The sequence below is a fragment of the Cupriavidus sp. 207A1 genome (assembly GCF_057798955.1).
Map to the genome: position 1 here is coordinate 104,967 of NZ_JBYOJO010000017.1, position 25,638 is coordinate 130,604.

The following is a 25,638-nucleotide window of genomic DNA, read 5'->3' on the forward strand; positions in this document are numbered from 1 at the left end:
CGCGGTCGTGAATGGGCCGGCGATCGTCCTGGCATCGTTGCGCAATGGCGTTCAAAAAGCGCCGCGTTACGAATATTTGCGCTTTCCGATTCAATCGCCCACTGACATAACCGCTACAATCGCTGCCCGGTGTTTTGAAGATGGCATGTCGATAATGGGTTTGGGCTGGTTCGGGTTTTCGACTTTCTGGATAGTACCGCTGCTGTGGCGGCTGGTGTCGCGCTGGCTGGCGGGCGAGCGGCGCCTGGCCGGGCCCGGCTCGCTGCGTGTGTGGCTGGGCACGCTGGCGGTGCTGTGCGCGAGCGCCAGCCTGGAGGCACTGACCAGCGGCGCGGATCCGGAATCGACCGCCGGCGGCGGCGTCGGCCGTGCGCTGGCCGGCGGCTTCGGCAGCCTGTTCGGCTGGACCGGTGCCTTGCTGCTGATGCTGGCCGTGCTGGCGCTGGCCGCGCCGATGGTGTTCGGCGAGACCTGGCGCAGCCTGTTCGCGCGCAAGCCGCGCCGCGCCGCCGCGCCCGCCACGGCGCCCGACGATGCGCCGGTGACCTTCGCCGCCACCCAGCCGCTGCGCGAGGCCGAGCGCCGCGATGCACCGGCAGCGGGCAACGCCGGCTGGACCGCGCCCGCGCCGCGCCATCGCAGTTTCGAGGCCGTCTCCGCGCGCCGCCAGCCCGCCTGGCAGCCGCCGCGCCGCACCCGTGAATCGCCGCCGCAGCCGGGCGAGCTCTGGCTGCATCATGCCGACGCGCCTGGCGCGCCCAGGCCTGAGCGTGCCCCGCAGCCGGCGCCGGCTGCCGCCGCACCGGCAATGCGTGTCGCCCAGCCGGCGGCACGCAAGCCGGTCGCCGCTGCCGCGCCCGCACCGGCCCCCGCGCCGCGGCCGGCACAGCCGTTGCGCGCCACCGTGGTCAGCAGCCCGTTCCGTCAGCCGCAGCCGCTGGTCCGTTCGGCGATCACGACGCTGCCGGAAGCGTCCGCGAAGGCCGCCGCCGCTGTGGCCGTGCCGGCCGCCGCCGCCGCCGAGATCGCTGTCGCCACGCAGGCGGCCGCCAGTGTCGAAGCGGAGGCCGTCGTCCCAGCGCAGGCAATCGCCGCACCCGAGACCGAGCCCACACCAGAGCCGGAAATCGTGCTGGCGGCGCCGGCCATTGCTTCCGTTCCGGTCGACGACGCTGTTACCGCGGTCCCGGCCGAACCCCTTGCGCTGGATGGCGATGCCCCATCGCTGGCCGCGCTCCGGCAGCAAGCGCTCGACCTGCTCGCCGAGTTGCAGGCCCTGATGGGCAAGCCCGCGACAGTGCAGTCGGCCGCCCCGGGCTCGGACGCCTTGCCGGTGGCCATGCCCGAAGCGGCAGCGGATCCTGCCATCGACGTGAACGCTGCCGAGCCCGACCCGGTCGCGACACAGCCGCTGGCTGACGCCGCGCCGCAAGCCCCTGTCGAAGCGGAAGTCGAAGCTCTGTTGGCAGACGTGCCGGAAAGCACGGGCGAGACCGCTCAGGAACGCGAAGCAAGCGCACCTGATCACGACGCCGGTGCTGACGCCGTAGCCCACGCCGTCGCAAGTTCCGCGATGGAGGAGGGCGGCGCGCCCGAGCCCGAGGCGCTGGTCCCGGCCGAAGACGCCGGCACGGAAAGCGCCGTGATGGACGGCAACGGCCTGGTCGGCGAAGCCGACGAGCCGGAGCAGTTGCCGGCCATCGACGCAGCCGATGTAGCCGATGTAGCCAACGCAAGCGAGGCAGTGGAAGCCGCCGAGCCCGTCGAATCTGCCACCTCCGCTGAAGCTCGGGCACCCGTCGAAGTCGCGCCAGCCGGCCCGACCCCCGCCAAGCCCCGCATCGTGCTACCCGCCGTGGTCGGGCGCACCGTGCCGCTGGCAGCCACGACGCCGCCCGCGCCCGCACCGATGCCCGCACCGGTGGCGCCACCGTCGCCGCGACCCGTGGTCGACTACCGCCTGCCGCCGGCTGACTTGCTGGAATGCGAGGTCGACAGCGCCGAGCAGGTCTCGGAAGAGCGCCTGCGCGAAACCGGCGAACTGATCGAACAGCGGCTGGCCGAGTTCAAGGTGCCGGTCGCCGTGGTCGGCGCCGGAGCCGGCCCGGTGATCACCCGCTTCGAGGTCGAGCCCGCCATGGGCGTGCGCGGCGCGCAGGTGGTCGGGCTGATGAAGGACCTGGCGCGCGCGCTGGGCGTGACCTCGATCCGCGTGGTCGAGACCATCCCTGGCAAGACCTGCATGGGGCTGGAGCTGCCCAATGCGCGCCGGCAGATGATCCGGCTGTCCGAGATCGTCAAGGCGGCCTCGTTCCAGGCGCATCATTCGCGGCTGGTGCTGGCGATGGGCAAGGACATCACCGGCAACCCGGTGGTGACCGACCTGGCGCGCGCGCCGCACCTGCTGGTGGCTGGCACCACCGGCTCGGGCAAGTCGGTGGCGGTCAACGCGATGATCCTGTCGATGCTGTACAAGGCCACGCCGGAAGACGTGCGCCTGATCATGATCGACCCCAAGATGCTGGAGCTGTCGGTCTACGAGGGCATTCCGCACCTGCTGGCGCCGGTGGTCACCGACATGAAGCAGGCCGCCCACGCGCTCAACTGGTGCGTCGGCGAAATGGAAAAGCGCTACAAGCTGATGTCGGCGCTGGGCGTGCGCAACCTGGCCGGCTACAACCAGAAGATCCGCGCCGCCGAGGCCGCGGGGCAGAAGGTGCCCAACCCGTTCTCGCTGACGCCGGATGCACCCGAGCCGCTGTCGCGCCTGCCGATGATCGTGGTGGTGATCGACGAACTGGCCGACCTGATGATGGTCGCCGGCAAGAAGATCGAGGAACTGATCGCGCGCCTGGCGCAGAAGGCGCGTGCCGCCGGGATCCACCTGATCCTGGCCACGCAGCGCCCGTCGGTGGACGTGATCACGGGCCTGATCAAGGCCAATATCCCCACGCGCGTGGCGTTCCAGGTCTCGTCCAAGATCGATTCGCGCACCATCCTCGACCAGATGGGCGCCGAGAGCCTGCTCGGGCAGGGCGACATGCTGTTCCTGCCGCCGGGCACCGGCTATCCGCAGCGCGTGCATGGCGCCTTTGTTGCCGACGACGAAGTGCATCGCGTGGTCGAGCACTGGAAGCAGTTCGGCGAGCCCGACTACGATGAGGCCATTCTCGCCGGCGACCCGGCCGAGGCCGGCGGCGCCGACCTGTTCGGCGACGGCGGCGGCGACGGCGAGGCCGACCCGCTTTACGACGAGGCCGCCAGCTTCGTGCTGACCAGCCGCCGCGCCTCGATCTCGGCGGTGCAGCGGCAGCTGCGCATCGGCTATAACCGCGCGGCGCGGCTGATCGAGCAGATGGAAGTCGCCGGACTGGTCTCGCCGATGGGCCGCAACGGCGCGCGCGACGTGCTCGCGCCCGGGCCGGGCGACTGAGCGAGGCGCAAGCAGCGCCGGAAGGGGGCACCATGCAGACGGAACACGGAAACCTTTTTGCCGGCGTCCCGGCCGGCGCGGCGCAGGAAATCTTCGAGCCGCTGCTGCAATGCCCGGGCCTGCGCATCGAGCGCATCGTCTCCAACGGCCAGGCCAGCCCCGCGGGCTTCTGGTACGACAGCGCGCAGGCGGAATGGGTGCTGTTGCTGAGCGGCAGTGCCGCGCTCGAGATCGAGGGGCAGCCCGGCGAGCATCGCATGGCGCCGGGCGACTGGCTGCATCTGCCGGCCCACTGCCGGCACCGCGTCGCGTGGACCGATGCCGACCAGCCTACGGTCTGGCTGGCCGTGCATCACGCCGCGACGGGCGCCTGACGCCAGCTGAAGCTATGCGCCGGTTTGCTCGGGAAACACCGGTTCCCCAAGATTCAGCATCAGCCGGTTCGCCCACGCAAAGATCGCGATCGAGTGGATCAGGTCCAGGATCTCGGCATCGGTCACGCCGGCCTCGCGGAGCGGCCTGAGCTGCTCGGCGGAAACTTCGGCCGGACGCTCGGTCAGTTCCGCCGAGAACTTCGCGATGGCGCGTTCGCGCGCGGTGGTGCCGGCGCTGAAGGGGTCGTCGAACACCTGGCGGATCACATCGTTGCGCTTGGCCAGCTGCTCGAAGCGCTGGGCGTGCACCGAGGCGCAGTAGACGCAGCCGTTGATGCGCGACACCACCGTGGTCGACAGCTCGCGCTCGGCGCGCGGCATGCCGCCGGGCGCGTACATGATGGCGTTGAAGGCAGTCGAGCGCTGGCGCAGGATCTCGGGCTGGTGGACCAGGAAGCGGTAGTAGTCCTGCACCTTGGCCTTGGGGTGGCTCTCTTCGAGCACGGCGATCTGCTCGGGCGTGGCCTGGTCGAGGTCGACCACGTCGAGCCATGCCTTCCAGTCGAGGACTTCGTTGGTGAAGCCGTGGGATTTGATGATTTCGCTCATGCCTGGGCTCCGGCGGGGTTGTGATTCAGGGCTTGCAGGGCTTTCAGCGCGTCCAGTCCGGCCACCAGCCGCACCTGGTACGACAGGAACGCGACCAGCTGCGCCAGCGTGACCACCGCCGGGGTGCTCAGGCCGGCGGCGGGCAGTGCCAGCAGCGCGGCCTGGTCGCCCTCGACCGGTTTTTCGATCAGCTTGCGGGTGAATTCGAGCATGGCGCGCAGGCGCGGCTCGGCGATGTCCGCAGGCGTGCCCTCGGCCGCGGCGCGCACCTGGCTGGCATCGGCGCCAAGCTGCCCGAGCCGGCCCCGGTAGTGCGCGGCCAGCGCCGGCGACGGCGTCAGGCGGGCGGCGTACAGCGCCACCAGCAGCCGTTCCGCCAGCGACAGGCCCGGCAGTTCGGGGTCGAACAGGGCATCGTAGCTGCCCTGGGTGGCGGCCACGACCTTGTCGCGCTGGTGCCGCAGGGCGTGGGTGGCGCTGCCCGGCGCGAGGCCGGCGAGCTGGTCGATCAGGTCGACCGGGGAAGTCGGGGGCTGGGTCATCGGACGCTCTTGTCTGGGTTGGGTCGGGAGTGGGATCAGGGATTCAGGCCTTGGCGGTGCGCAGCGCCGGCGGTGGCGCCGGCACCCATTCGTCGCCGAAGACTTCCGGCTCGGCATAGGCCTGCAGCGCGGCGTAGTGCAGCTCGATGTCTTCCTGGTACAGCCGCGCGGCAATACCCTGGCCAAGCCGGCGCGCGCCGTCGCTGATCGCCGGGATATCGCCGGAGACAGTGCCATGCGACAGCGCCGCCGGATAGCAGAAGCAGTGGATGCGCGTCAGGCCCGGGCAGGCGCCGGGAGTCTTTTCCTGGAATTCGAAGGCTTCGCCGAGATCGGGCGAATCGGACAGCTCGCGGTCTTCCTGGCCCGCGGGCGGCGCATGGCGGTCGCGCCAGAAGCGGACATGCGGGGCGAAGGCGGCAAATTCCGGGCGCGTTTCCAGCGCGATGCGGAAGCCCGTGGAGAAGATCAGGAAGTCCAGTTCGAACTCGCCCCGCGGGGTCTGCACCCGCAGCACATCGCCCTGCGCTTCGATCGCTTCCAGCGCGGCGCCCAGGTTGAAGTATGCGTTGGCATGCCGCGACACGCGCAGCGTGCTGCCGCGCGGCGGCGGCACCTGCTGGCTGTTGATGTAATGGCGCAGGCGCCATTTCCACGCGTCGGGCAGGCCATAGTGGCCGAAGGTCAGGCCGGGGTTGCCGGCGCCCTTGCTCTTGTTGACGCGCGGAATGTCGGCGCGGCGGATCAGCATCTCGACGCTGGCGGCGCCGGCCTCCAGCGCGGTCGCGGCGCTGTCCATGGCCGAGGCGCCGGCCCCGACCACGCCCACGCGCTTGCCGCGCAGCGCGGCGTAGTCCATCTCGTCCGACGAATGCGCCCACAGGTGGCGCGGCAGCGCGGCCGCCAGCGGCGGTACATAGGCGCCGCCAAGGCCGTCGCGGCCGGTGGCCAGCACCACGCGGCGCGCCAGCACCGTGTGCGGGCCGGCCGGGGTCTGCATCGACAGCGCCACCAGCCCGTCGGGGCGCGGCACGATCCGCTCGACCTGGTGTTCGTTGCGGATATCCAGTGCCAGCACCTCGCGGTACCAGCGCAGGTAGTCCATCCATTGCAGCCGCGGGATCTTGTCCAGCGCCTGCCAGGCAGCCGCGCCGAACTGCGCCTCGAACCAGGCCCGGAAGGTCAGTGCCGGCAGGCCCAGCGCGGGGCCGGTGAGCTGCTTGGGCGAGCGCAGCGTTTCCATGCGCGCGGTGGTCGCCCACGGGCCCTCATAGCCCGCCGGGGCGCGGTCGAAGGCGCGCACGCGCACGCCCAGGTGCGTCAGCGTGGCATTCGCCGCCAGGCCGGCCATGCCGCCGCCGATCACGGCGACGTCCAGCACCTCCTGCCCGTCGACGCTGCGCGGCATGGTCCAGGCCTTGGCGGGCAGCTCCAGCCAGGCCAGGTCCTGGCGCAGCCGGGCTTCGAGGGCGGCCAGGCCCGCGGGCGGGGGAGCGGTCGCAACGTTGGGGTCAGTCATGGCTAGTCAGTTCGGAATCGTGGGTGGGGTGGTGCACGGCATCGCCGGGGTCAGCCGCATAGCCTGCGTCGCCATAGAGCGATTGCAGCAGCGCGCCGTGCTCCGCCGGCTCGCGCCGCACCAGGTCGGGCAGCAGCGCGGCAGCGGCGTCGGCCACCGCCTGCACCAGCCCTTGCACGGCGGTGCTGGCCGGGCGCGCCTGCGGCGTGATCACGCCGAAAAAGAACGGAATATCGGCATCGATGGGCCGCACCGCGATATCGGTCAGCGGCAGCCCGCGCGCGGTCACCGGCTCCAGCAAGGCAATGCCCAGCCCAGCGCGCACCAGGGTCAGGGCGCTGATCGAGGTGTTGGTGTCGATCACGCCCGCCGCCGGCACGCCGGCTGCGGCGAGCGCGCGGTCGACGCGGCGGCGCAGCCGGTAAGGGTTGTGCATGGTGATCAGGCGGCGGCCGCGGCAGTCCTGCAAGGTGAGGGCGGGCCGTGCCGCGAGCGGATCGTCGGCGCGCAGCGCCGCCACGCACGCGGACTGGCCGATCCAGTGCACGGTCACGCCGCGGTGCTCCAGTGGCAGGCTGTTCAGGCCGATGTCGGCGGCGCCGGTCAGCACCGCGTGCACCACCTGTTCCGGCGACTGGCTCTGCACCGCCACGCGTTCCGGCGCGCACAGCCCGCGCGCGAACGCCAGTGCCAGCGCCGGCGGCAGCAGGCCCGCGGCCAGCGCGGGCGTGGCGGCAATGCGCAGCGGCCGGCCATCGCCGCGCGCCAGCGCCGCGGCGCGCGTGCGGATCCGTTGCATGCCCGCCAGCGTCTGCTCGACCTCGTCGTAAAGCAGGAAGCCTTGCTCGGTCGGGCTGACCCGCGGGCCGCTGCGTGTGAACAGGGCGAAGCCGAGCTCCGCTTCCAGTTCCTGGATCAGACGCGTGATGGCCGGCTGCGAGCGGCCGAGCAGCCGCCCGGCGGCGGTGACGCTACCGGTGGTGACGACTGCGGCGAAGGCTTCCAGTTGCCGGATATCCATGGGGCTCGAGAGGATTGGGGGCGCGCTAACGGGTTGTATGTCTAAACTGGATTCTGACGCCTTCAACATGCAGATTGCAAATACTATTTCGGGATAAGTTCATGCGCCGCCTATGATGTAGCGATGCCGGGCGCACACCGGCGCCATATCGGGACGGACGTGTTGGCCGGGATTCGTGGAAGTCGGGCAGGCGGCAGGGCATGGCCCGTGCAGCAAAGGCTGGGCCTGGCCCTGGCATGGGTGCTGGCGGCCGCACTCGGCGCAAGCCTGCCGGCCTATGCGGCGGATCCGCTGCGCGTCGGTTCCAAGCGCTTCACCGAGTCCTACATCCTTGGCGAACTGCTGAGCCAGGCCGCGGGGCCGCCCGGCACTGCGCAGCACCAGCCCGGCCTGGGCAATACCGCGATCGTGTTCGCAGCGCTGAAGGCCGGCAGCATCGATCTCTACGCCGACTACACCGGCACGCTGGCCGCCGAAATCCTCAAGCTGCCGCCCGGCGCCGGGCTCGACCAGATCCGGCGCGCGCTGGCGCCGATGGGGCTGGGCGCGGGGATTCCACTGGGATTCGAGAACACTTATGCGCTGGCCGTGTCCGACGCCCGCGCCGGGTCGTTGCAGCGCTTGAGCGATCTTGCGGCGCAGCCCGGGCTCAGGCTCGGGCTGTCGCACGAGTTCCTCGGCCGCGCCGATGGCTGGCCCGGGCTGGCCAGCCGCTATGGCTTGCCGCAACGCCCGCTCGGGCTGGACCACGGCGTTGCCTACGAGGCGCTGGCGGCAGGGCAGGTCGATGCCATCGACATCTATTCCACCGACGCCAAGATCCGCAAGTACCGGCTGCGCGTGCTGGCGGACGACCGGCATTACTTTCCGCGCTACGACGCCGTGGTGGTCTACCGGCTCGACGTGCCGCAGCGCTTTCCGCAGGCCTGGCAGGCGCTGCAACACCTGGCCGGACGCGTCAGCGCTGACGACATGATCGCCATGAACGCGGCGGCGGAGCTCGATGGCCAGCCGTTTGCCGCGATCGCGCGCGCCTTCCTCGACGGTGGCGGAGCGCAGGCAGCGCATGCTGCTGACGCTCAGCGCAGCCGGCTGCTGGCCGCGCTGTTCGGCCCCGACACCGCGCGCCTGGCGCGGCGCCATGTCGGGCTGGTGGCGGGCGCAGTCGGCGCCGCGACGCTGGTGGGCGTGCCGTTGGGGATGCTGGCGGCGCGGCGGCGCCGCACCGGTCAGGTGGTGCTGGGCGCGGTCAGCGTGCTGCAGACGGTGCCGTCGCTGGCGCTGCTGGCAATGCTGATCCCGCTGCTGGGCCGCATCGGCGTATGGCCGGCCATGGTGGCGCTGTTTCTCTATGCGCTGCTGCCGATCGTGCGCAATACCGCCACCGGGCTGGAGCAGGTGCCGCAGGGCATGCGCGACGCGGCGCGCGCGCTGGGGCTGCGCGGCGCGCAGGTGCTGCGCTATGTGGAGCTGCCGCTGGCGTTGCCGGTGCTGCTGGCCGGCGTCAAGACCGCGGCCATCATCAGCGTGGGCACAGCCACCATTGCGGCGTTCGTCGGCGCCGGCGGTTTCGGCGAGCGCATCGCCACCGGGCTGGCGCTGAACGACACCACGCTGCTGCTCGCCGGCGCGATCCCGGCTGCGGTGCTGGCGCTGCTGGTGCAGGCCGGGTTCGAGGCGCTGGAGTGGGCGCTGCGCCGGCAGCGGGATGCGCGCTAGGCCGCCTGCTGCTGCGCGATGAGCCGCCCCAGCGTGGCCACGGCGGCATCGGCCTGGTCGTTCCACAGATGCCCGTAATTGAGCCGGATGCAGTTGCGGTAGCCTTGCCGCGCCGAGAAGATCGGTCCCGGCGCGATGCCGATGCCGGCTTCCAGCGCGGCATGGTGCAAGGCCAGCGCATCGAACCCCGCGGCAAACTCGACCCACAGGAAATACCCGCCCTCGGGCCGCGACACCCGCACCTCTTCCGGAAAGTGCTGGCCGATCGCGTCGATCATCCGCCCCTGCTGCATCTCCAGCACGTGGCGCAGCTTGCGCAGGTGCTTGTCGTAGCCGCCGTGCTGCAGGTATTCGGCCAGCGCCACCTGCGCGGGCACGCCGGCCGACAGCGTGGTCATCAGCTTGAGCCGCTGGATCGCCTCGCCAAAGCGGCCCGGCGCGACCCAGCCGATGCGGAAGCCCGGTGCCAGGGTCTTGGAGAACGAGCTGCAATGCATCACCAGCCCGTGCGTATCGAAGGCCTTGGCCGGCAGCGGGCAGCGGTTGCCGAAGTAGAGCTCGCCATAGACGTCGTCCTCGATCAGCGGTACCTGGTGGCGCGCGAGCAAGGCCACCAGCGCCTTCTTCTTGTCCTCCGACATGCTGGCGCCGAGCGGATTCTGGAATTGCGTCATGAACCAGCACGCCTTGACCGGATGGCGCGACAGCGCGGTGCCGAGCGCGCCCAGGTCAATGCCTTCGGCGGGATCGACCGGAATCTCGACGGCCTTGAGCCGCAGCCGCTCCAGCGCCTGCAGCGAGGCGTAGAAGCCAGGCGACTCGATCGCGACCACGTCGCCCGGCTGCGTCACCGCCATCAGGCACAGGTTCAGCGCCTCGAGCGCGCCGTTGGTGACCACCAGGTCTTCGGCCGGCTGCGGCGCGCCCGCGCCCAGGTAGCGCAGCGCGATCTGGCGGCGCAGCGCGGCATTGCCGGGCGGCAAGTCGTTGACCGAGTACCACGGGTCGAGTGCGCGGCCGGCGCGCGCCAGCGACTTGCCCAGCCGCTCCCATGGAAACAGCTCGGGTGATGGAAACGCAGAGCCGAACTGCACCAGGTCGCGGTCGCGCGCGCCTTCGAGCACGGCGAACACCAGCTTGGAGATGTCCACCTGCGTCGACACCTGCCGCGACGGGCGCGCCTGCGGCTGCGGCAGCTCACGCCGTGCCGGCCCCGCCACGTAGTAGCCGGAGCGCTCGCGCGCCCGCACCAGTCCGCGCTCTTCCAGCCGGTAATAGGCCTGGAACGCGGTCGACGGGCTGACGCCGTACTGGGCCACGGTCTTGCGGATCGACGGCAGGCGCGTGCCCGGGGGCAGGCTGCCGTTGCGGATATCGGCGGCCAGGGTTTCGGCCAGGGCTTCGTACCGTTTCATGGTGGGGGGCAGGGCGGCGGCGGTCAGGGGATTATCGCCCGGACGCAGCCAACTGATACGTAAATTTTCCAGTTATCTGATGCTGGTATGGCTGGCGGCGACGGGCCATAATCGGCCTCTCGTCCCGATACCCGTTGCCCTTGTGCAAGGAGATGCCATGAACCCGTTGAGGCTGTTGCGGACCGTGCTGTGGGGCTTCTTCGGCCTGCGCCAGGGCAGCGAGCACCAGCGCGACCTGGACAACCTGCGCCCGGTGCCGCTGATCGTGACCGGCGTGGCCGTTGCCGCCGGACTGGTGGCCTGCCTGGTGCTGGCGGCCAACTGGGCCGTGTCGGCGGCATGAGCTGACTGCATCCATGCGCTTTCCTTTTCACGGGCCTGGCCTCGCTTTGTTCCGCGCGTTGCGCAATCTCGCCGGGCTGTCCGTGGCGCTGCTGCTGCCCGCGGGCCTGGCGCAGGCCGCCGGCGACGCGCAGCAGGTCGAACGCGGCCGCTACCTGGCCCGCATCGCCAACTGCGCCGCCTGCCATACCAGCACCGGCGGCAAGCCCTTTGCCGGCGGGCTGCCGATCCGCACCGCGGTCGGCACGCTGTATTCGACCAATATCACGCCCGATGCCGCCAGCGGCATCGGCGCCTACACGCTGGCCGAGTTCGACCGCGCCGTGCGCCATGGCGTGGCGCGCGACGGCAAGCGCCTGTATCCGGCGATGCCGTACCCGTCGTACGCGCGCCTGCGCAGCGACGACGTGGCGGCCCTGTACGCCTACCTGCGCGCCGAGGTGGCGCCGGTCGCGCAGCGCAATCCCGCGCCGCAGATGCGCTGGCCGTTCGGCATGCGCGGCCTGCTCGCGGTGTGGAATGTGCTGTTTCTCGATGACGATCCGGTGCGCAACGACCCGGCGCGCGATGCCGCCTGGAACCGCGGCGCGTACCTGGTGCAGGCGGTGGCGCACTGCGGCGCCTGCCATACGCCGCGCGGCACGCTGTTCGCCGAGAAGGGCCTGGACGAGCGCAGCCGGCATTTCCTGTCCGGCGCCAGCGTCGAGGGCTGGTCGGCCACCAACCTGACCGGCGACCAGCTCACCGGACTGGGCGCCTGGTCGCGCGCGGACATCGCCGAGTTCCTGCGCACCGGGCGCAATGCGCACGCGACCTCGTTCGGCCCGATGTCCACGGTGGTTTCCACCGCCACCCAGTACATGAGCCCGGCCGACCTCGATGCGGTGGCCGCCTATCTCAAGTCGCTGCCCGGCGCGCGCGGCGAAGACAAGCCGTTCCGGCCCGATCCCGCCACCGCGCAACAGCTGCGGCATGGCCGCTTCGACCTGCCCGGCGCGCGCCAGTACGCGGTGTTCTGCATGCCGTGCCATGGCGCCGACGGCAAAGGTTTCGCCAGGGTATTCCCACCGCTGGCCGGCAACCCGACCGTGGCCGATCCGGATCCGGCATCGCTGGTCAACCTGCTGCTCGACGGCGCCGTGACCGCCCGGGTGGGCACCGCGCCGTCGGACTACCACATGCCCGGCTATGGCTGGACCCTGGACGACCAGGAGCTGGCCAACGTGCTGACCTTTATCCGCGGCAGCTGGGGCAACCGCGCCGCGCCGGTGGCGGAGGCCGACGTGGCCGCGCGGCGCCGGGCCCTGGCCGCGCAGCGCCAGGCCGACGCCCAACCATGAGCCGCCGATGACGATCACCCGAAGAGACTTCCTCAATGGCACCGCGCTGGCGATTGCCGCGGGACTGGCGCCGGCGCAGCTGCTGCACGCGCAGCCGCGCGCGGGCGCGCCGTCCGCTGCCTACCCGCCGGCGCTGACCGGCCTGCGCGGCAACCATGCCGGCACCTACACGCTGGCTCACAGCCTGGCGCGCGAAGGCGCGAAGTATCCCGCGGTGCTGGCGCGCGAAGCCTTCGACCTGGTGGTGGTCGGCGGCGGCCTCAGCGGCCTGGCGGCGGCGTGGTTCTACCGCCGCCGCTTCGGCGCCAACCGCCGCATCCTGATCCTCGACAACCACGACGATTTCGGCGGCCACGCCAAGCGCAACGAGTTCACGGTCCGCGGCAAGCGGCTGGTGACCTATGGCGGCAGCGCCGAGATGCCGGCAAGCGCGGCCGGCGACGCCGCGGTGCGCGAGCTGCTGGCCGGGCTGGGGCTCGATGCCGCGCAGCCGCCCGCGGCGGCGGCCGCTGACCCGTATGCCGCGCTCGGCATGGGCCGCGCGGTGTTCTTCGACGCCGAGCACTTCGGCCGCGACCAGTGGGTGGCAGGCGACCCCTTCGGCGAAGCGATCGACGCGCGCAGCGGCGCGCGCGCGGGCGGCCCGTCTGGCGGCCCCGATCGTGCGGCCTTGTCGCGCTTCCTCGACAGCGCGCCCTTGCCCGTCGCGGACCGCGCCGCACTGGCGCGGCTGGTCGCCGGCACCACCGATTACCTGCCGGCGCTGGCGGGCGCAGAACGCAGCGCGGCGCTGCGCACCATGCGCTACGCCGCCTTCCTGCGCGACAAGGCCGGCATCGGCCTGGCCGGGCAGCGCTTCCTGCGCAGCCGCAGCCTCGATGCCTACGCGCTCGATGCCGACGGCATTTCGGTGGCCGACGCCATCGCCATCGGCCTGCCCGCCGGCGCCAGCATGCCGGCGCCGGCGGGCAACGCGCGGCTGGGCAAGTCGCCCGCCTCGCGACTGTGGTTTGCCGATGGCAATGCCTCGCTGGCGCGACTGCTGGTGCAGAGCCTGATCCCGGACGTGGCCCGCATCGCCGCGCCGGCGCAGGTGGTGTCGGCCGCGTTCGATTACGGCCACCTGGACCGCGACGGGCAACCGGTGCGGCTGCGCCTGAACAGCACCGCGATCGCGGTCGAGCCCGACGGCCCGATCACGCGCGTCACCTATGGCTTCAGCGGCAACCTGCATCGGGTCGAGGCGCGCCACGTGGTGCTGGCCGGCTACAACATGATGATTCCGTACCTGCTGCCGTCGCTGCCGGCGCAGCAGAAGGCCACGCTGCACAACGAGGCCAAGGCGCCGCTGGTCTATACCAAGGTGGCACTGGACCACTGGCAGGCGTTTGCGGCGCTGCGCACCCGCCGCATCCATGCGCCCGCCATGCCCTACACCGATCTCTGGCTGGAGCCGCCCGCGGGCCGGGAACCCTCCGATCCGGCGGTGCTGCACATGCTCCATGTGCCGACCGTGCCCGACAGCGGCATGCCCGCGCGCGACCGCTTCCGCGCCGGCCGCGCCCTGCTGCTGGGCACGCCGTTCGATGCGATGGAGCGCGACATCCGCGCGCAGCTAGACCGCATGCTGGGGCACCAGGGCTTTGCTTCGAAGGATGTCATCCGCGGCATTACCGTCAACCGCTGGGCGCACGGCTACAGCTACATGCCCGACAGCCTGGCCGGCGAGAACGTGGCGCCTGACGCGGCGTGGCCGGGGCTGGCTGGCGTCGGCAACATCAGCATCGCCAACAGCGACAACGCCGGCAGCCCTTCGCTGACAGCGGCGGTGGCGCAGGGCAAGCGCGCCATCGAGCGGCTGCCCGGCTAGCCGCGTCTCAGCCCTCGCGCGCCGGCGTCAGCGCGTCGATCTCCGCATCCTTGGCCTCCCACTGGCTTGCCAGCCAGTGGTGGAATTCGGTGCGGAAGGCCTTGTCGCTGCCGTAGTCTGCGTTGCAGAAGGACGGCGGCACCGGCAGCTGGCGCATCCGCACCAGCACCGGCCCCGCGCGCCCGCAGGCCAGGTCCCAGAAGCCGGGCGCGCCTTGCGGGTAGACGATGGTGACATCGATCAGCGAGCGGAACTTGTCGCCCATCGCGTTCAGCGCCACCGCCAGCCCGCCGGCCTTGGGCTTGAGCAGGTGGCGGTAGGGGGAATCCTGCGCGGCGTGCTTGGCCGCGGTAAAACGCGTGCCTTCCGCAAACACCATCACGCTGGTCGGCACCAGCGAAAACTTGGCGCAGGCGCGCCGGGCGGTCTCCTGGTCCTGGCGCCGCAAGGCCGGATTGCGCCGCAGCTCGGCCTTGCCGTGGCGCTTCATGAACGGAAAGTCCAGCGCCCACCAGGCCAGGCCGATCACCGGCACATAGATCAGCTGCTGCTTCAGGAAAAACTTCAGCAGCGGGATGCGCCGGTTCAGCGCCCGCTGCAGCACGAAGATATCGGCCCACGACTGGTGGTTGCAGTTGACCAGGTACCAGTCGGCATAGCGCAGGCCCTCGTTGCCCCGGACGTCCCAGGGCTCGCGCTGGATCCACGCGAACCAGCCGGTGTTGCCGGAGATCCAGGCGGTGGCGATGCCATTGAGCAGCGGGTCGATGCGCCGCCTGACGGCGGTGAACGGCAGCGCCAGCTTCAGCAGCGCGAATGGGAACAGCAGGGTGCACCAGAACAGCGTGCTGGCGATCAGCAGGGTCCAGCTGAGGAGGCCGGTGACAAAGGCGAAGCGGCCGCGCGGCACTAGCGCCCGGCGGCGCGGCGGCACGGCGGGGGCTGCGGAGGTGGGGTGGCTGGCGTCGGGGGGATCGCTGGAAGCGGGGGAAGAAGAGGGCAACGTCGTCATGGGCGCCAGTTTGCAGGCAGGAAAGGGATTGGAGCTTGCGCTTGATCAACGCGGACGCTGGCGCGTGGGTATCTCAAGTTGACGCGTGATGCCATCAAAACACCAGTGTCGCCGTGCCCATGAAGGTGTTGGTGCTCTTCAGCCGGTTCTTGCTGGCCACCGTGGGCACCCAGCGCAGGCCGAGCGACAGCAGGCTCCTGGCGCCGATCTTGGTGTCGTAGGTGACAATCGGACCTACCGCCCAGTCATGGCCGCGGAAGCCGTTCAGGCGGTCGGCCAGCGGGCCGCTGTCGTCGCCCAGCTGCTGCGTGGTGCCGGCGATCAGGCCGACGCCGGCGCCGTTGGCAAAGCGCTTGAGCAGCATCGTGTCGAGCGTGAACAGCGGTGCGTTCTGGTAATCGGTGGCGTGGTTGCGGGTGTAGAACTGGATGCCGGCGACGGCATCGAACTCGAGCCCATGTTCGGGGAACAGCCGGGTGTAGGCCACCTGCGGGATGAAGGTCCAGTTGTTGAGACTGGGATTGGCCAGGGCGTTGGGGTCGTACTTGCCGGTCGGCGCCCACACGTTCAGGCTCAGCGCCACGTGTTCGGTCTTGGAAAAATGGTAGCCCGCGATGACCGGCGCGAACGAGATGTCGAACAGGTTCGAGGCGGTGTCCTGGGTGCCGAGGCTGCGGCCGCCGACGGCAAGGTTGGCCGTGACTTTGGTCCACACATACGGGAGCGTAAAGCTGGAGGCGAAGTTCCAGGCGCCGGTGTCGGTGTCCCACACTTTCATCACGGTCGCCAGGGTGAAGGCGATCTTGCCGTCGATGCCGGCCGAAGCCTTGCCCGCAACCGGCACGGTGCGGCTGCCGCCGATCGAGCCGTCGAGGTAGATCTCGCCGACATTGACGATCAGCGCCGGTTCGGGCGACACCACCCCCGCGTTGGGAAGCACGCTGGTGCCGGTCACGGGGCGCCCGAGCGCGCCTTCGGTGGCGTGGGCGCCGACGCAGGCCAGCAGCAGCGGGGCAGTCAAGGCAAGCCGTCGTGCGAAGGTCTTTGGCATGGGCATCAACAGGTAGGACAGCCGGGCAGGGCATGCGGTCGGCGTCCGCGCCGGTTTTTTGACATTGCATACTAGCAGCAAACCCCCGCGTCACTGTTGGCGCGAAAGCTCGCAAGAAAAGCACGTTAAAACTTTCAGCACGGCATCGCAAAGTTTTACTTCACAAGGCCGAAGCCGCCCGGCGATGATGCTTGCCGATGATTCATCCCGCCATGACAAAACGCCTTGCCGTGCTGATGGGCGCACTGGCCGTGTGCTGGTGCGGCGGCGCATGGGCGCAGGCCGACGCGCCTGGCGCAAAGAAGCCGCTGTCGTTCTTCGACCCGGACGACGGCGCGCTGGACCTGAGCGACTTCCTGCTCAACCACAGCGGCGCGCTGCCCGTGCCCACCATCATCACCGAGCCGGCGGTCGGCTATGGCGCGGGCCTCGGGCTGATGTTCTTCTCGCAATCGATGGCCGACGCGGCCGCCAGCGCCAGGGCCAGCGGCAAGGGTCCGGCGCCGCCCAACATCACCGGCATCGGCGGCGCGTATACCGAGAATGGCACCTGGGGCGCCGGCGTCGCGCATTTCCACACCTGGGACGGAGACCGCTATCGCTATCTCGGCGCGCTGGCCAAGGTCGACGCCAACCTCGACTACTACGGCTTGCGCAACCAGCCGCGTGCCTATGCGCTGCGCGGGGTGTTCCTGGTGCAGCAGCTGCTGGTGCGCATCGCCGACACGCGCTGGTACGCGGGCCCGCGCTATGTGTATTTCGATTCGACCGCGACCTTCAGGTTTGGCGATGCCGGCGAGCTCGGCAGCTTCGACCAGACCCAGCGCATCGGCAAGGCCGGCCTGGTGGTCGACTACGACTCGCGCGACAACATCTTCTACCCCAGCCGCGGCAGCTATGCCGAACTCGAGGCGCAGTTCGCGCGCGGCGGCTTCGGCAGTACCCAGTCGTTCAACATGTACAACGCGCGCGGCTTTACCTGGCTGCCGCTGGCGCGCACCGTGATCCTCGGCCTGCGCGCCGATACGCGCTTTTCCAGCGGCGAGGTCCCGTTCTACGCGCAGCCCTACGTCGACCTGCGCGGGGTGCAGAAGGGGCGCTACCAGGACCGCAATGCGCTCGCGGCGGAAATGGAATTGCGCTGGGACGTGACCCCGCGCTGGTCGCTGCTGGGCTTTACCGGCGTCGGCAAGGCCTATGGGCGCTGGCACGATTTTTCCGATGCCTCGACCATCTACAGCGTCGGCGCGGGCTTTCGCTACATGATCGCGCGCAAGCTGGGGGTGTCGATCGGCCTGGATGTGGCGCACAGCAAGGGCCAGAACGCGTTCTATATCCAGGTAGGCAGCGCCTGGCGCTGAGGCGCCAGCGGAATGCGAAAAAAACTTAATTCACTGCTGCCTGAAATCATAAAAAGCTGACTTCTGATTGCCGAACCCATCTGAGATCATTGTTTTCGCTGATCGGCGCAGTGTTTTGCATACAGAGACAATAGGAATGAGCGGACCACGTGATAGCGGCAATCCCGGTGCTGGCCCCGCGGCCCTGGCGGCCGCACGGCGCGGCGGCAGGCGGGCGTGGCTGCTGGCGGGCCTGCTCGGCGTCGGGCTCGCGGCCGGCCTTGGCGGCAGCTACTGGTATCTGAAGGGACGGATGCCGGCCACGCCAGCAATTGTCGTCGGCGATGGCAAGACGGGTCCCGCCGGCATGGTGCGCGTGCCGGGAGGCGACTTCCTGATGGGCAGCGACAGCAAGATGGCGCAGCCCAATGAGAAACCGGCGCACAAGGTGAGCGTGCATGGGTTCTGGATGGACCAGCACCACGTCACCAACGCGCAATTCCGCAAGTTCGTCGAAGCCACCGGTTATGTCACCACCGCCGAGCGCGCGCCCGACTGGGAAACCCTGCGCGTGCAGCTGCCGCCCGGCACGCCACGCCCGCCCGACAGCGCCATGGTCGCGGGCGGCATGGTCTTCGTCGGCACGCCGCGCCCGGTGCCGCTGCAGGACTACTCGCGCTGGTGGCGCTATGTGCCCGGCGCCGACTGGCGCCATCCGACCGGCCCCGGCAGCTCGATCGAGGGCAAGGACAACCACCCGGTGGTGCAGGTTTCGTACGAAGACGCACAGGCCTATGCCAAGTGGGCCGGCAAGCGGCTGCCGACCGAGGCGGAATGGGAATTCGCCGCGCGCGGCGGGCTCGAGCAGGCGACCTATGCCTGGGGCGAGCAGTTTGCCCCCGACGGCAGGCAGATGGCCAATGTCTGGCAGGGACAGCAGAACCAGCCGTTCCCCGTGGTCAGTCCCAAGGCCGGCGGGGCGCTGGGCACCAGCCCGGTCGGCACCTTTCCGCCCAATGGCTACGGCCTTGCCGACATGACCGGCAATGCCTGGCAGTGGGTCGCGGACTGGTACCGCGCCGACCAGTTCCGGCGCGAGGCCGGCAAGGCGCAGCCGATCGACAACCCGGTGGGCCCGCTGGCATCGTGGGATCCGTCCGAACCGGGGGTGCCGGTCAACGCGCCCAAGCGCGTCACGCGCGGCGGCTCGTTCCTGTGCAACGAGGATTTCTGCCTGAGCTACCGCCCCAGCGCACGGCGCGGCACCGATCCCTTCAACAGCATGTCGCACCTCGGCTTCCGCCTGGTGATGGACGAAAGCCGCTGGGCCGAAATGCAGCGGCGGCCGCCGGTGGCGATGGCCGGGTCGGCCAAGCCGGCAGCGCGCTAACGCCGCGCGCGAACCAGGTTTCTTTCCAGCAGGGCAACACGCTACAGGAGCGAGCAACATGACCATGGCAGCGCCTCCCGCAATCCTTGCCAGCCACACGCGCAAGGCCATCGCCGCGCTGGCGCTGGCCGGCCTGGCGCTGGCCGGCTGCTCGACCTCCGCCACCGCGCCGGCGGCGCAGGATGCGGCCGCGCCGTCGGTGCAGGCCGCGGCAGCGGCGCTGCCGTCGTGGCGCGACGGTGCGGCCCGCCAGGCGCTGCTGAAATTCGTCGCCGACGTGACGCGGCCCGGCTCGCCCGGCTTCGTGCCGCCCGAGGAACGCGTGGCCGTGTTCGACAACGACGGCACGCTGTGGAGCGAGCAGCCGCTGTACTTCCAGTTCTTCTTCCTGCTCGACCAGGTGCGGGCGGCAGCGCCGCAGCACCCGGAATGGCGCAATAACCCCGCGTTCAAGGCGCTGATGGCCAATGACATGCAGGGCCTGATGCGCAACGAAAAGCAGTTGCTTGGCCTGATCGCCGAGGCCAACAGCGGCATGACCGTGGACGAATACGACCGCACCATCCGCGACTGGCTGGCAAAAGCGCGGCACCCCAAGTTCAACCGGCCTTACACCGAACTGGTGTACCAGCCGCAGCTGGAACTGCTGTCCTACCTGCGTGCCCACGGCTTCAAGACCTACATCGTCTCGGGCGGCACCATCGACTTCATGCGGCCGTGGAGCCAGGCCATCTACGGCGTTCCGCCCGAACAGGTGATCGGCTCCTCGCAGGCGGTGCGCTACCAGGTGCGCGACGGCAAGCCGGTGCTGGTGCGCGACCCCAAGCTGGACTTCATCGATGACGGGCCGGGCAAGCCGGTCGGCATCTACCGCCATATCGGCCGCCGGCCCATCCTTGCCGTGGGCAACTCCGACGGCGACCTGCAGATGCTGGAGTACGCCACGGGCGGCGACGGCCCGCGCCTGGCCGTGCTGGTGCATCACGACGATGCCGAGCGCGAGTTCGCCTATGACCGCCAGTCCAAGGTGGGCAAGCTCGACAAGGCCCTGGACGCGGCCCGCGCCAGGGGCTGGACGGTGGTCAGCATGAAGCGGGACTGGCAGCAGGTCTATCCGGCCGGCAAGCCATGACCACACGTATCAGCAGCAAACCAGCAGCAAACCGACCGTAACGGGTCAATGAACGGAGGCGGGACATGCACAGAGTTGAAGAACGCATAGTCAGAGGGCGGAGTTCCAGGCTGGCGATGCTGGCCGTGGCCGCCGTGGTGGTCGCCGTGACCGGCTGCGACAAGAAGGAGACCCCGCCCAAGGCGCAGCAGCCGGCGGCGCAGGCGCCTGCCGCCACGCCGGCACCGGGCGCGGCCGCACCGGTACCGGCCCGCGAGAATCCGCCGGTGGCGACCAGCGCCCCGGTTGCCGCGGCCTCCGCGCCCGCGCTGGCGGCACCGGCCGCCTCCGGCAAGAAGCCCAACATCCTGGTGATCTTTGGGGACGACATCGGCCAGACCAACATCAGCGCCTACAGCCATGGCGTGGTGGGTTACCGCACCCCGAACATCGACCGCATTGCCCAGGAGGGCATGCTGTTCACCGACTACTACGGCGAGAACAGCTGCACCGCCGGCCGCTCCACCTTCATCACCGGTGAAGTCGGGCTGCGCACGGGCCTGCTGAAGGTCGGCATCCCGGGCGCGCCGGTCGGGCTGCAGGCGCAGAACGTGACCATTGCGCAGGCGCTCAAGCCGCTGGGCTATGCCACCGGCCAGTTCGGCAAGAACCACCTGGGCGACCGCAACGAGTACCTGCCCACCGCGCACGGCTTCGACGAGTTCTTCGGCAACCTCTATCACCTGAACGCGGAAGAGGAACCGGAGCGCCCGTACTACCCGAAAAACGACGAGGCCTGGGTCAAGGCCAACGCGCCGCGCGGCGTGATCCACTCGTTCGCCGACGGCAAGGTCCAGGACACCGGGCCGCTGAACCGCAAGCGCATGGAGACCATCGACGACGAGACCACGGCGGCGGCGATCGGCTTCATGGACAAGCAGGTGAAGGCCGACAAGCCGTTCTTCGTGTGGATGAATACCACCCGCATGCACGTGTTCACCCACGTGCGCGAGTCGATGCGGGGGCAGAGCGGCATGCCGGGCAACGAGTACGCCGACGGCATGATCGAGCACGACGGCCACGTCGGCAAGCTGCTCAAGGCGCTCGACGACCTGAAGATCGCCGACAACACCATCGTGATCTACAGCACCGACAACGGCCCCAACCAGTTCAGCTGGCCGGATGCCGCGACCACGCCGTTCCGCAGCGAGAAGGACACCAACTGGGAAGGCGCGTTCCGGGTGCCGGCGATCATTCGCTGGCCGGGCCGGATCAAGCCCAACACGGTGTCCACCACGATGATCTCCGGGCTCGACTGGTTCCCGACGCTGCTGGCCGCGGCCGGCGATGCCGATATCAAGGAGCGCCTGCTCAAGGGCACCAGCATCAGCGGCAAATCGTTCAAGGTGCATCTGGACGGCTACAACTTCCTGCCATACCTGACCGGACAGACCAACACCGGGCCGCGCCAGGACTTCTTCTACTTCAACGATGACGGCCAGCTGGTGGCGATGCGCCACAACGACTGGAAGTTCGTGTTCTGCGAGCAGCGCCAGCCGGGCGGCTTCCAGGTCTGGGCCAACCCGTTCACCTGCCTGCGCGTGCCCAAGGCATTCAACCTGCGCATGGACCCCTATGAGCGGGCCGATTCGGTTTCCGACCAGTACTACGACTGGACCGCGAAGAACGCCTACATGATCAGTTATGCGTCGTCGCGGGTGGCACCGTTCCTGCAGTCGTTCAAGGACTACCCGCCCAGCCAGCGGCCGGCGAGCTTCACCATCGACCAGATGACCGAGGCGGTGATGTCGTCGATCGACAGGGGCGCGGCCGGCGGCAAGTAGCCTCCGGCGTGACCGGCCAGCCGGCTTCCACTGCAAAGGCCGGCTGGCCCATTCCACAGGGATCGCACCATGGTAGAAGCGCGCGCCGGCGCAGGCTCCGGCAAGGATAAGGTGCGGTATGCGGCGGCCACCAACGGGCAGGGCGCCCGGGCCGCCGCGCAGGCGGGGCAGGACGGGCAGGCGTGGCATGACGCCGCGCTGGTGCCGGCCCTGCTGCTTTTTGCCTCGGGCACCGCGGGACTGGTGTTCCAGGTGCTGTGGATCAGGCAGCTCGCGCTGGTGGTGGGTGTCGAGGTACACGCCGTCACCACCGCCGTGAGCGCGTTCTTCGGCGGCCTGGCACTGGGCGGCTGGGTCTTCGGCCGCAGCGCCGATCGCCATGGCCATCCGCTGCGGCTGTATGCCTGGCTGGAACTCGCGGTGCTGGTGCTGGGCGTCGGCGCGACGCTGGCCCTGGCGCAGGCCGCCGCGCCGTTTGCCTGGCTGGAAAGCCGGGTGGGCCTGCTGGCGTGGGCGTTGCCGTTCGTGCTGGTGATCCTGCCGGCGGCCGCGATGGGCGGCACGCTGCCGGTGCTGATGCGCGTGCTGGGCTCGCGCCCGGGCCGCGTTGGCACGCACGGTGGCCGGCTCTACGCCGCCAACACCGCCGGCGCCATCGCCGGCACGCTGCTGGCTGGCTTTGTGCTGGTGCCCGGGCTTGGCATCCTCGGCAGCGCCATCGCGGCGGGCATGCTCAACGGCGTCGCGGCGCTGTGTGCCTGGCTGCTGGCGCGGCGGGCAACGAGTCCCTGCGCTCCCGCCAGCGCCCACGCAGCGCAACCTGCCGCTGCCGCCGGCGATGTCGCCAGCGGCCGGCTCGCGCTGCTGCTGTATGCCGCCGCCGGCGGCATCGCGCTGGGCTACGAGGTGGTCTGGTCGCAGGCCATCGTGCAGTTCCTCAGCACGCGCACCTTCGCCTTCACCGTGGTGCTGGCCACCTACCTGGCCGGGCTGGCCATCGGCAGCGCGCTGGCCGCGCGCCATGCCGACCGCGTGCGCGACCCGTGGGGTGCCTTCGGGCTGCTGGTGGCGGCGGCCGGGCTGGTGGCCTTGCTGGAATTCGTGCTGCTGGGCGAATGGCTGCTGCGCGCGCAGGGCAGCCTGTCGGCGTGGGTGCAGGGCCTGAGCGCGAGCCCGCTGCTGGCGGCCTGCGCGCGCTTTGCGCTGGCGGCGCTGACGGTGGTGTTCGTGCCGACGCTGCTGCTTGGGGCGGCGTTCCCGTTCGTGTTGCGTGTCAGTGTCGACAGCCGGCGCATCGGCGCGGGCGTGGGCAGCGTGATCGCCCTCAACACGCTCGGCGGCATCGCCGGCACGGCGCTGGCCGGCTTTGTGCTGGTGCCGTACCTGGGGCTGGTGCGTACGCTGGCGCTGCTGGCGGTCGCGGCGGCGGTGGTCGGCGTGGTGGCGGTGGCGCTGGGCAGCGGGGTGCGGCCCGCGGCGCGCTGGGCGGTGCCGATGCTGGGCGTGCTGGCAGTGATCGCCGCCGCGCTGGCGCCGCCGGACCGCCTCGCCACGCTGCTGGCGCGGGCGCGCGGCGGCGAACTGGTGTTCTACGAGGAAGGGCGCGGCGCCACCGTGGCGGTGGTCGAGCAGAGCTCCGCCACCAACCGCTTCCGGCGCCTCTATATCCAGGGCGTGTCCAATTCCGGCGATGCCATGACCTCGCAGCGCTATATGCGGCTGCAGGCGCTGCTGCCGTTGATCGTGCACAACGGCGCGCCGAAGTCGGCGCTGGTGATCGGGCTCGGCACCGGCATCACGGCGGGCGCGACGCTGGCGTGGCCGGGGCTGGAGCGGCGCGTGGTGGCGGAGTTGCTGCCGCCGGTCGAGCGCGCGGTGCCCAGCTTCAACGGCAATTTCGGCGTCGCCACCGACCCGCGCGTGGAGATCCGCCTGCGCGACGGCCGGCGCGAACTGCTGCAGAGCCCGCAGCAGTACGACCTGGTCACGCTGGAGCCGCCGCCGCCATCGGCTGCCGGCGTGGCCAACCTGTATTCGACCGACTTCTACCGGCTCGCTGCCACGCGGCTGCAGCCCGGCGGCCTGGTGGCGCAGTGGCTGCCGCTGCCGACGCAGAACGACGCCGATACGCGCATGCTGGTGCGCAGCTTCCTCGATGTGTTCCCGCACGCCACGCTGTGGACCACCGAGCTGCACGAGATGCTGCTGGTGGGTTCGATGTCGCCGCTGGCGCTGGATGTGGCGCAGGTCCGCGCGCGCTTTGCGCAGCCGGATGTCGCCGCGGCGCTGCAGGCGGTGGGGGTGCGCTCGGCGGCGGCGCTGCTGGCCACCTGGGTCACCGACCGCGCCGGGCTGGACTGGTATGCGGCCGATGCGCCGGCCGTGACCGACGACCGCCCGCGCATCGAGTATGCCGGCTGGGTCCGCCCCGACGCCTTCCCGGAATCGTTGTCCAGGCTGCTGTCCCTGCAAAGCGAACCGCCGCTGGCGGGCGCCGACGATGCCTTCTGGCGCGAGCTGCGCCACGAGCGCGAGATCCTGCACACGTTCTACCGCGCCGGCCTCGACGCCTACCGCGGCGACCGCGAGGCGTGGGCCAGCCATATCACGCAGGCCATGCGCGCCGATCCCGACAATCCCTACTACGCATGGTTCGTCGGCGGGCAGGCCCGCCGTGCCCCGGCCGCATCCGAGAACACCCCAAGGAACGCCCCATGAGCACACGCGACGACGTCCTGGCCCTGCAGCAGCGCATGGGCGAATCGATCGTGGGCCAGCAGCGCATGATCGAGCGCCTGCTGCTGGGCCTGCTGGCGGACGGCCACCTGTTGGTCGAAGGCCTGCCGGGGCTGGCCAAGACGCGCGCCATCAAGATGCTGGCGCGCAACCTCGATGCGCGGCTGTCGCGGATCCAGTTCACGCCGGACCTGCTGCCGGCCGACATCACCGGCTCGGAAATCTACTTCACCGAAGGCGGCAAGGGCGAGTTCCGCTTCCAGGCCGGCCCGGTGTTCGCCAACCTGGTGCTGGCCGACGAGGTCAACCGCTCGCCGGCCAAGGTCCAGGCGGCGCTGCTGGAGGCGATGGAAGAGCGCCAGGTCACCGTCGGCGGCACCACCCACAAGCTCGAGCCGCTGTTCCTGGTGATGGCGACGCAGAACCCGATCGAACAGGAGGGCACCTACGCGCTGCCCGAGGCGCAGATGGACCGCTTCCTGATGCATGTCAGCGTGGGCTATCCCGAAGCGCAGGCCGAGGCCGACATCGTCAGGCTGGCGCGCGCGGAAGAGGCGGGCGGCGCGGCGGCTGGCGCGAGCGCTCCGGTGCGGCTCGCGCCCGAGGCCATCTTCGCCGCGCGTGCGGCCATCCATGGCATCCATGTCAGCGAGGCGGTGGAGCGTTACATCGTCGCGCTGGTGCAGGCCACGCGCGCGCCCAAGCTTGTCGACGACGATCTCGACAAGTGGATCCAGGTGGGCGTGAGCCCGCGCGGCTCGATCGGGCTGGACAAGGTGGCGCGCGCGCATGCGTGGCTGCACGGGCGCGACTTCGTCACGCCCGAGGACGTGCAGGCCGTGGTCGGCGATGTGTTTCGCCACCGGCTGATCCTGTCGTACGAGGCGCATGCCGCCGGCGTCGGCGCCGATGCCGTGATCGAGCGCCTGGTGCAGCAAGTGGCGGTGGCCTGAACCAGCGCGAGGGCCGC

General features: G+C 70.4%; 19 protein-coding genes. 12 read left to right on the plus strand and 7 right to left on the minus strand.

Features of this window, described 5'->3' with window-relative positions; translation table 11 throughout:
• Positions 1-154: 154 nt before the first annotated feature.
• Together AC3FMM_RS26305 and AC3FMM_RS26310 are read left to right on the plus strand one after the other, a co-directional pair.
• Complete coding sequence (locus tag AC3FMM_RS26305; RefSeq protein ID WP_488687698.1) at positions 155-3,433, plus strand: DNA translocase FtsK 4TM domain-containing protein; 3,279 nt, start codon at positions 155-157, stop codon at positions 3,431-3,433.
• Between the two features lie 32 nt (positions 3,434-3,465).
• A complete protein-coding gene (locus tag AC3FMM_RS26310) occupies positions 3,466-3,807 on the plus strand; it encodes a cupin domain-containing protein (RefSeq protein WP_115709432.1) in 342 nt (113 codons plus the stop codon).
• A 12-nt stretch (positions 3,808-3,819) separates the two neighbouring features.
• Here the strand turns inward: AC3FMM_RS26310 and AC3FMM_RS26315 are convergent, their stop codons facing one another.
• Genes AC3FMM_RS26315 through AC3FMM_RS26330 form a run of 4 tightly spaced genes read right to left on the minus strand, consistent with a single transcriptional unit; the run spans position 3,820 to position 7,498 of the window.
• Positions 3,820-4,416 carry a peroxidase-related enzyme gene (locus AC3FMM_RS26315; RefSeq protein WP_116312549.1) on the minus strand — a complete coding sequence of 199 codons (597 nt, stop codon included), beginning with the start codon at positions 4,414-4,416 and terminating at the stop codon, positions 3,820-3,822.
• On the minus strand, positions 4,413-4,958 hold the full coding sequence (locus AC3FMM_RS26320) for a CMD domain protein (RefSeq protein ID WP_488687683.1): 546 nt from the start codon (positions 4,956-4,958) through the stop codon (positions 4,413-4,415). Before AC3FMM_RS26320 ends, AC3FMM_RS26315 begins: the two co-directional genes overlap by 4 nt.
• Positions 4,959-5,001: 43 nt before the next feature.
• Positions 5,002-6,477: an FAD-dependent oxidoreductase gene (locus AC3FMM_RS26325; protein WP_488687684.1), complete on the minus strand. Its 1,476-nt coding sequence runs from the start codon at positions 6,475-6,477 to the stop codon at positions 5,002-5,004.
• A complete protein-coding gene (locus tag AC3FMM_RS26330; RefSeq protein WP_116312551.1) occupies positions 6,470-7,498 on the minus strand; it encodes a LysR family transcriptional regulator in 1,029 nt (342 codons plus the stop codon). Before AC3FMM_RS26330 ends, AC3FMM_RS26325 begins: the two co-directional genes overlap by 8 nt.
• Before the next feature lie 240 nt (positions 7,499-7,738).
• Here AC3FMM_RS26330 and AC3FMM_RS26335 point away from each other — a divergent pair, with 240 nt between their 5' ends.
• Positions 7,739-9,217, plus strand: coding sequence for a glycine betaine ABC transporter substrate-binding protein (locus AC3FMM_RS26335; protein WP_115711639.1), 1,479 nt, complete (start codon positions 7,739-7,741; stop codon positions 9,215-9,217).
• Here AC3FMM_RS26335 and AC3FMM_RS26340 read toward each other — a convergent pair.
• Entirely contained in the window at positions 9,214-10,632 is a 1,419-nt protein-coding gene (locus tag AC3FMM_RS26340) for an aminotransferase-like domain-containing protein (protein WP_488687685.1), read from the minus strand. The genes AC3FMM_RS26335 and AC3FMM_RS26340 overlap by 4 nt on opposite strands.
• A gap of 157 nt (positions 10,633-10,789) precedes the next feature.
• On the opposite strand from AC3FMM_RS26340, the gene AC3FMM_RS26345 reads away from it, so the two are divergent.
• Genes AC3FMM_RS26345 through AC3FMM_RS26355 form a run of 3 tightly spaced genes read left to right on the plus strand, consistent with a single transcriptional unit; the run spans position 10,790 to position 14,184 of the window.
• Positions 10,790-10,975: a DUF2970 domain-containing protein gene (locus tag AC3FMM_RS26345; RefSeq protein WP_012352788.1), complete on the plus strand. Its 186-nt coding sequence runs from the start codon at positions 10,790-10,792 to the stop codon at positions 10,973-10,975.
• Positions 10,976-10,988: 13 nt separating this feature from the next.
• Positions 10,989-12,314 (plus strand): c-type cytochrome, encoded by a 1,326-nt coding sequence (locus AC3FMM_RS26350; protein ID WP_115709446.1) that lies wholly within the window; start codon positions 10,989-10,991, stop codon positions 12,312-12,314.
• A gap of 7 nt (positions 12,315-12,321) precedes the next feature.
• Positions 12,322-14,184: an NAD(P)-binding protein gene (locus AC3FMM_RS26355; protein WP_488687686.1), complete on the plus strand. Its 1,863-nt coding sequence runs from the start codon at positions 12,322-12,324 to the stop codon at positions 14,182-14,184.
• Between the two features lie 7 nt (positions 14,185-14,191).
• Here the strand turns inward: AC3FMM_RS26355 and yihG are convergent, their stop codons facing one another.
• Together yihG and AC3FMM_RS26365 are read right to left on the minus strand one after the other, a co-directional pair.
• Positions 14,192-15,094 carry a 1-acylglycerol-3-phosphate O-acyltransferase, YihG family gene (gene yihG, locus AC3FMM_RS26360; RefSeq protein WP_488687699.1) on the minus strand — a complete coding sequence of 301 codons (903 nt, stop codon included), beginning with the start codon at positions 15,092-15,094 and terminating at the stop codon, positions 14,192-14,194.
• Positions 15,095-15,290: 196 nt separating this feature from the next.
• The gene (locus AC3FMM_RS26365) at positions 15,291-16,247 is read right to left on the minus strand and encodes a SphA family protein (protein ID WP_115711641.1); all 957 of its coding nucleotides are present in this window, start codon (positions 16,245-16,247) and stop codon (positions 15,291-15,293) included.
• Positions 16,248-16,459: 212 nt separating this feature from the next.
• On the opposite strand from AC3FMM_RS26365, the gene AC3FMM_RS26370 reads away from it, so the two are divergent.
• From AC3FMM_RS26370 to AC3FMM_RS26395, 6 genes are all read left to right on the plus strand, one after another.
• Positions 16,460-17,608, plus strand: a complete 1,149-nt coding sequence (locus AC3FMM_RS26370) for a BamA/TamA family outer membrane protein (RefSeq protein WP_115709452.1) — start codon at positions 16,460-16,462, stop codon at positions 17,606-17,608.
• A 136-nt stretch (positions 17,609-17,744) separates the two neighbouring features.
• The gene (locus tag AC3FMM_RS26375; RefSeq protein WP_488687687.1) at positions 17,745-18,977 is read left to right on the plus strand and encodes a formylglycine-generating enzyme family protein; all 1,233 of its coding nucleotides are present in this window, start codon (positions 17,745-17,747) and stop codon (positions 18,975-18,977) included.
• Positions 18,978-19,035: 58 nt separating this feature from the next.
• Positions 19,036-20,109 (plus strand): HAD family hydrolase, encoded by a 1,074-nt coding sequence (locus tag AC3FMM_RS26380; RefSeq protein WP_115709456.1) that lies wholly within the window; start codon positions 19,036-19,038, stop codon positions 20,107-20,109.
• Positions 20,110-20,174: 65 nt separating this feature from the next.
• Positions 20,175-21,932, plus strand: coding sequence for an arylsulfatase (locus tag AC3FMM_RS26385; protein WP_116312558.1), 1,758 nt, complete (start codon positions 20,175-20,177; stop codon positions 21,930-21,932).
• Positions 21,933-22,001: 69 nt separating this feature from the next.
• Positions 22,002-24,650 (plus strand): fused MFS/spermidine synthase, encoded by a 2,649-nt coding sequence (locus AC3FMM_RS26390; protein WP_488687688.1) that lies wholly within the window; start codon positions 22,002-22,004, stop codon positions 24,648-24,650.
• Positions 24,647-25,621, plus strand: coding sequence for an AAA family ATPase (locus AC3FMM_RS26395; protein ID WP_473704041.1), 975 nt, complete (start codon positions 24,647-24,649; stop codon positions 25,619-25,621). Before AC3FMM_RS26390 ends, AC3FMM_RS26395 begins: the two co-directional genes overlap by 4 nt.
• Positions 25,622-25,638 lie beyond the last annotated feature (17 nt).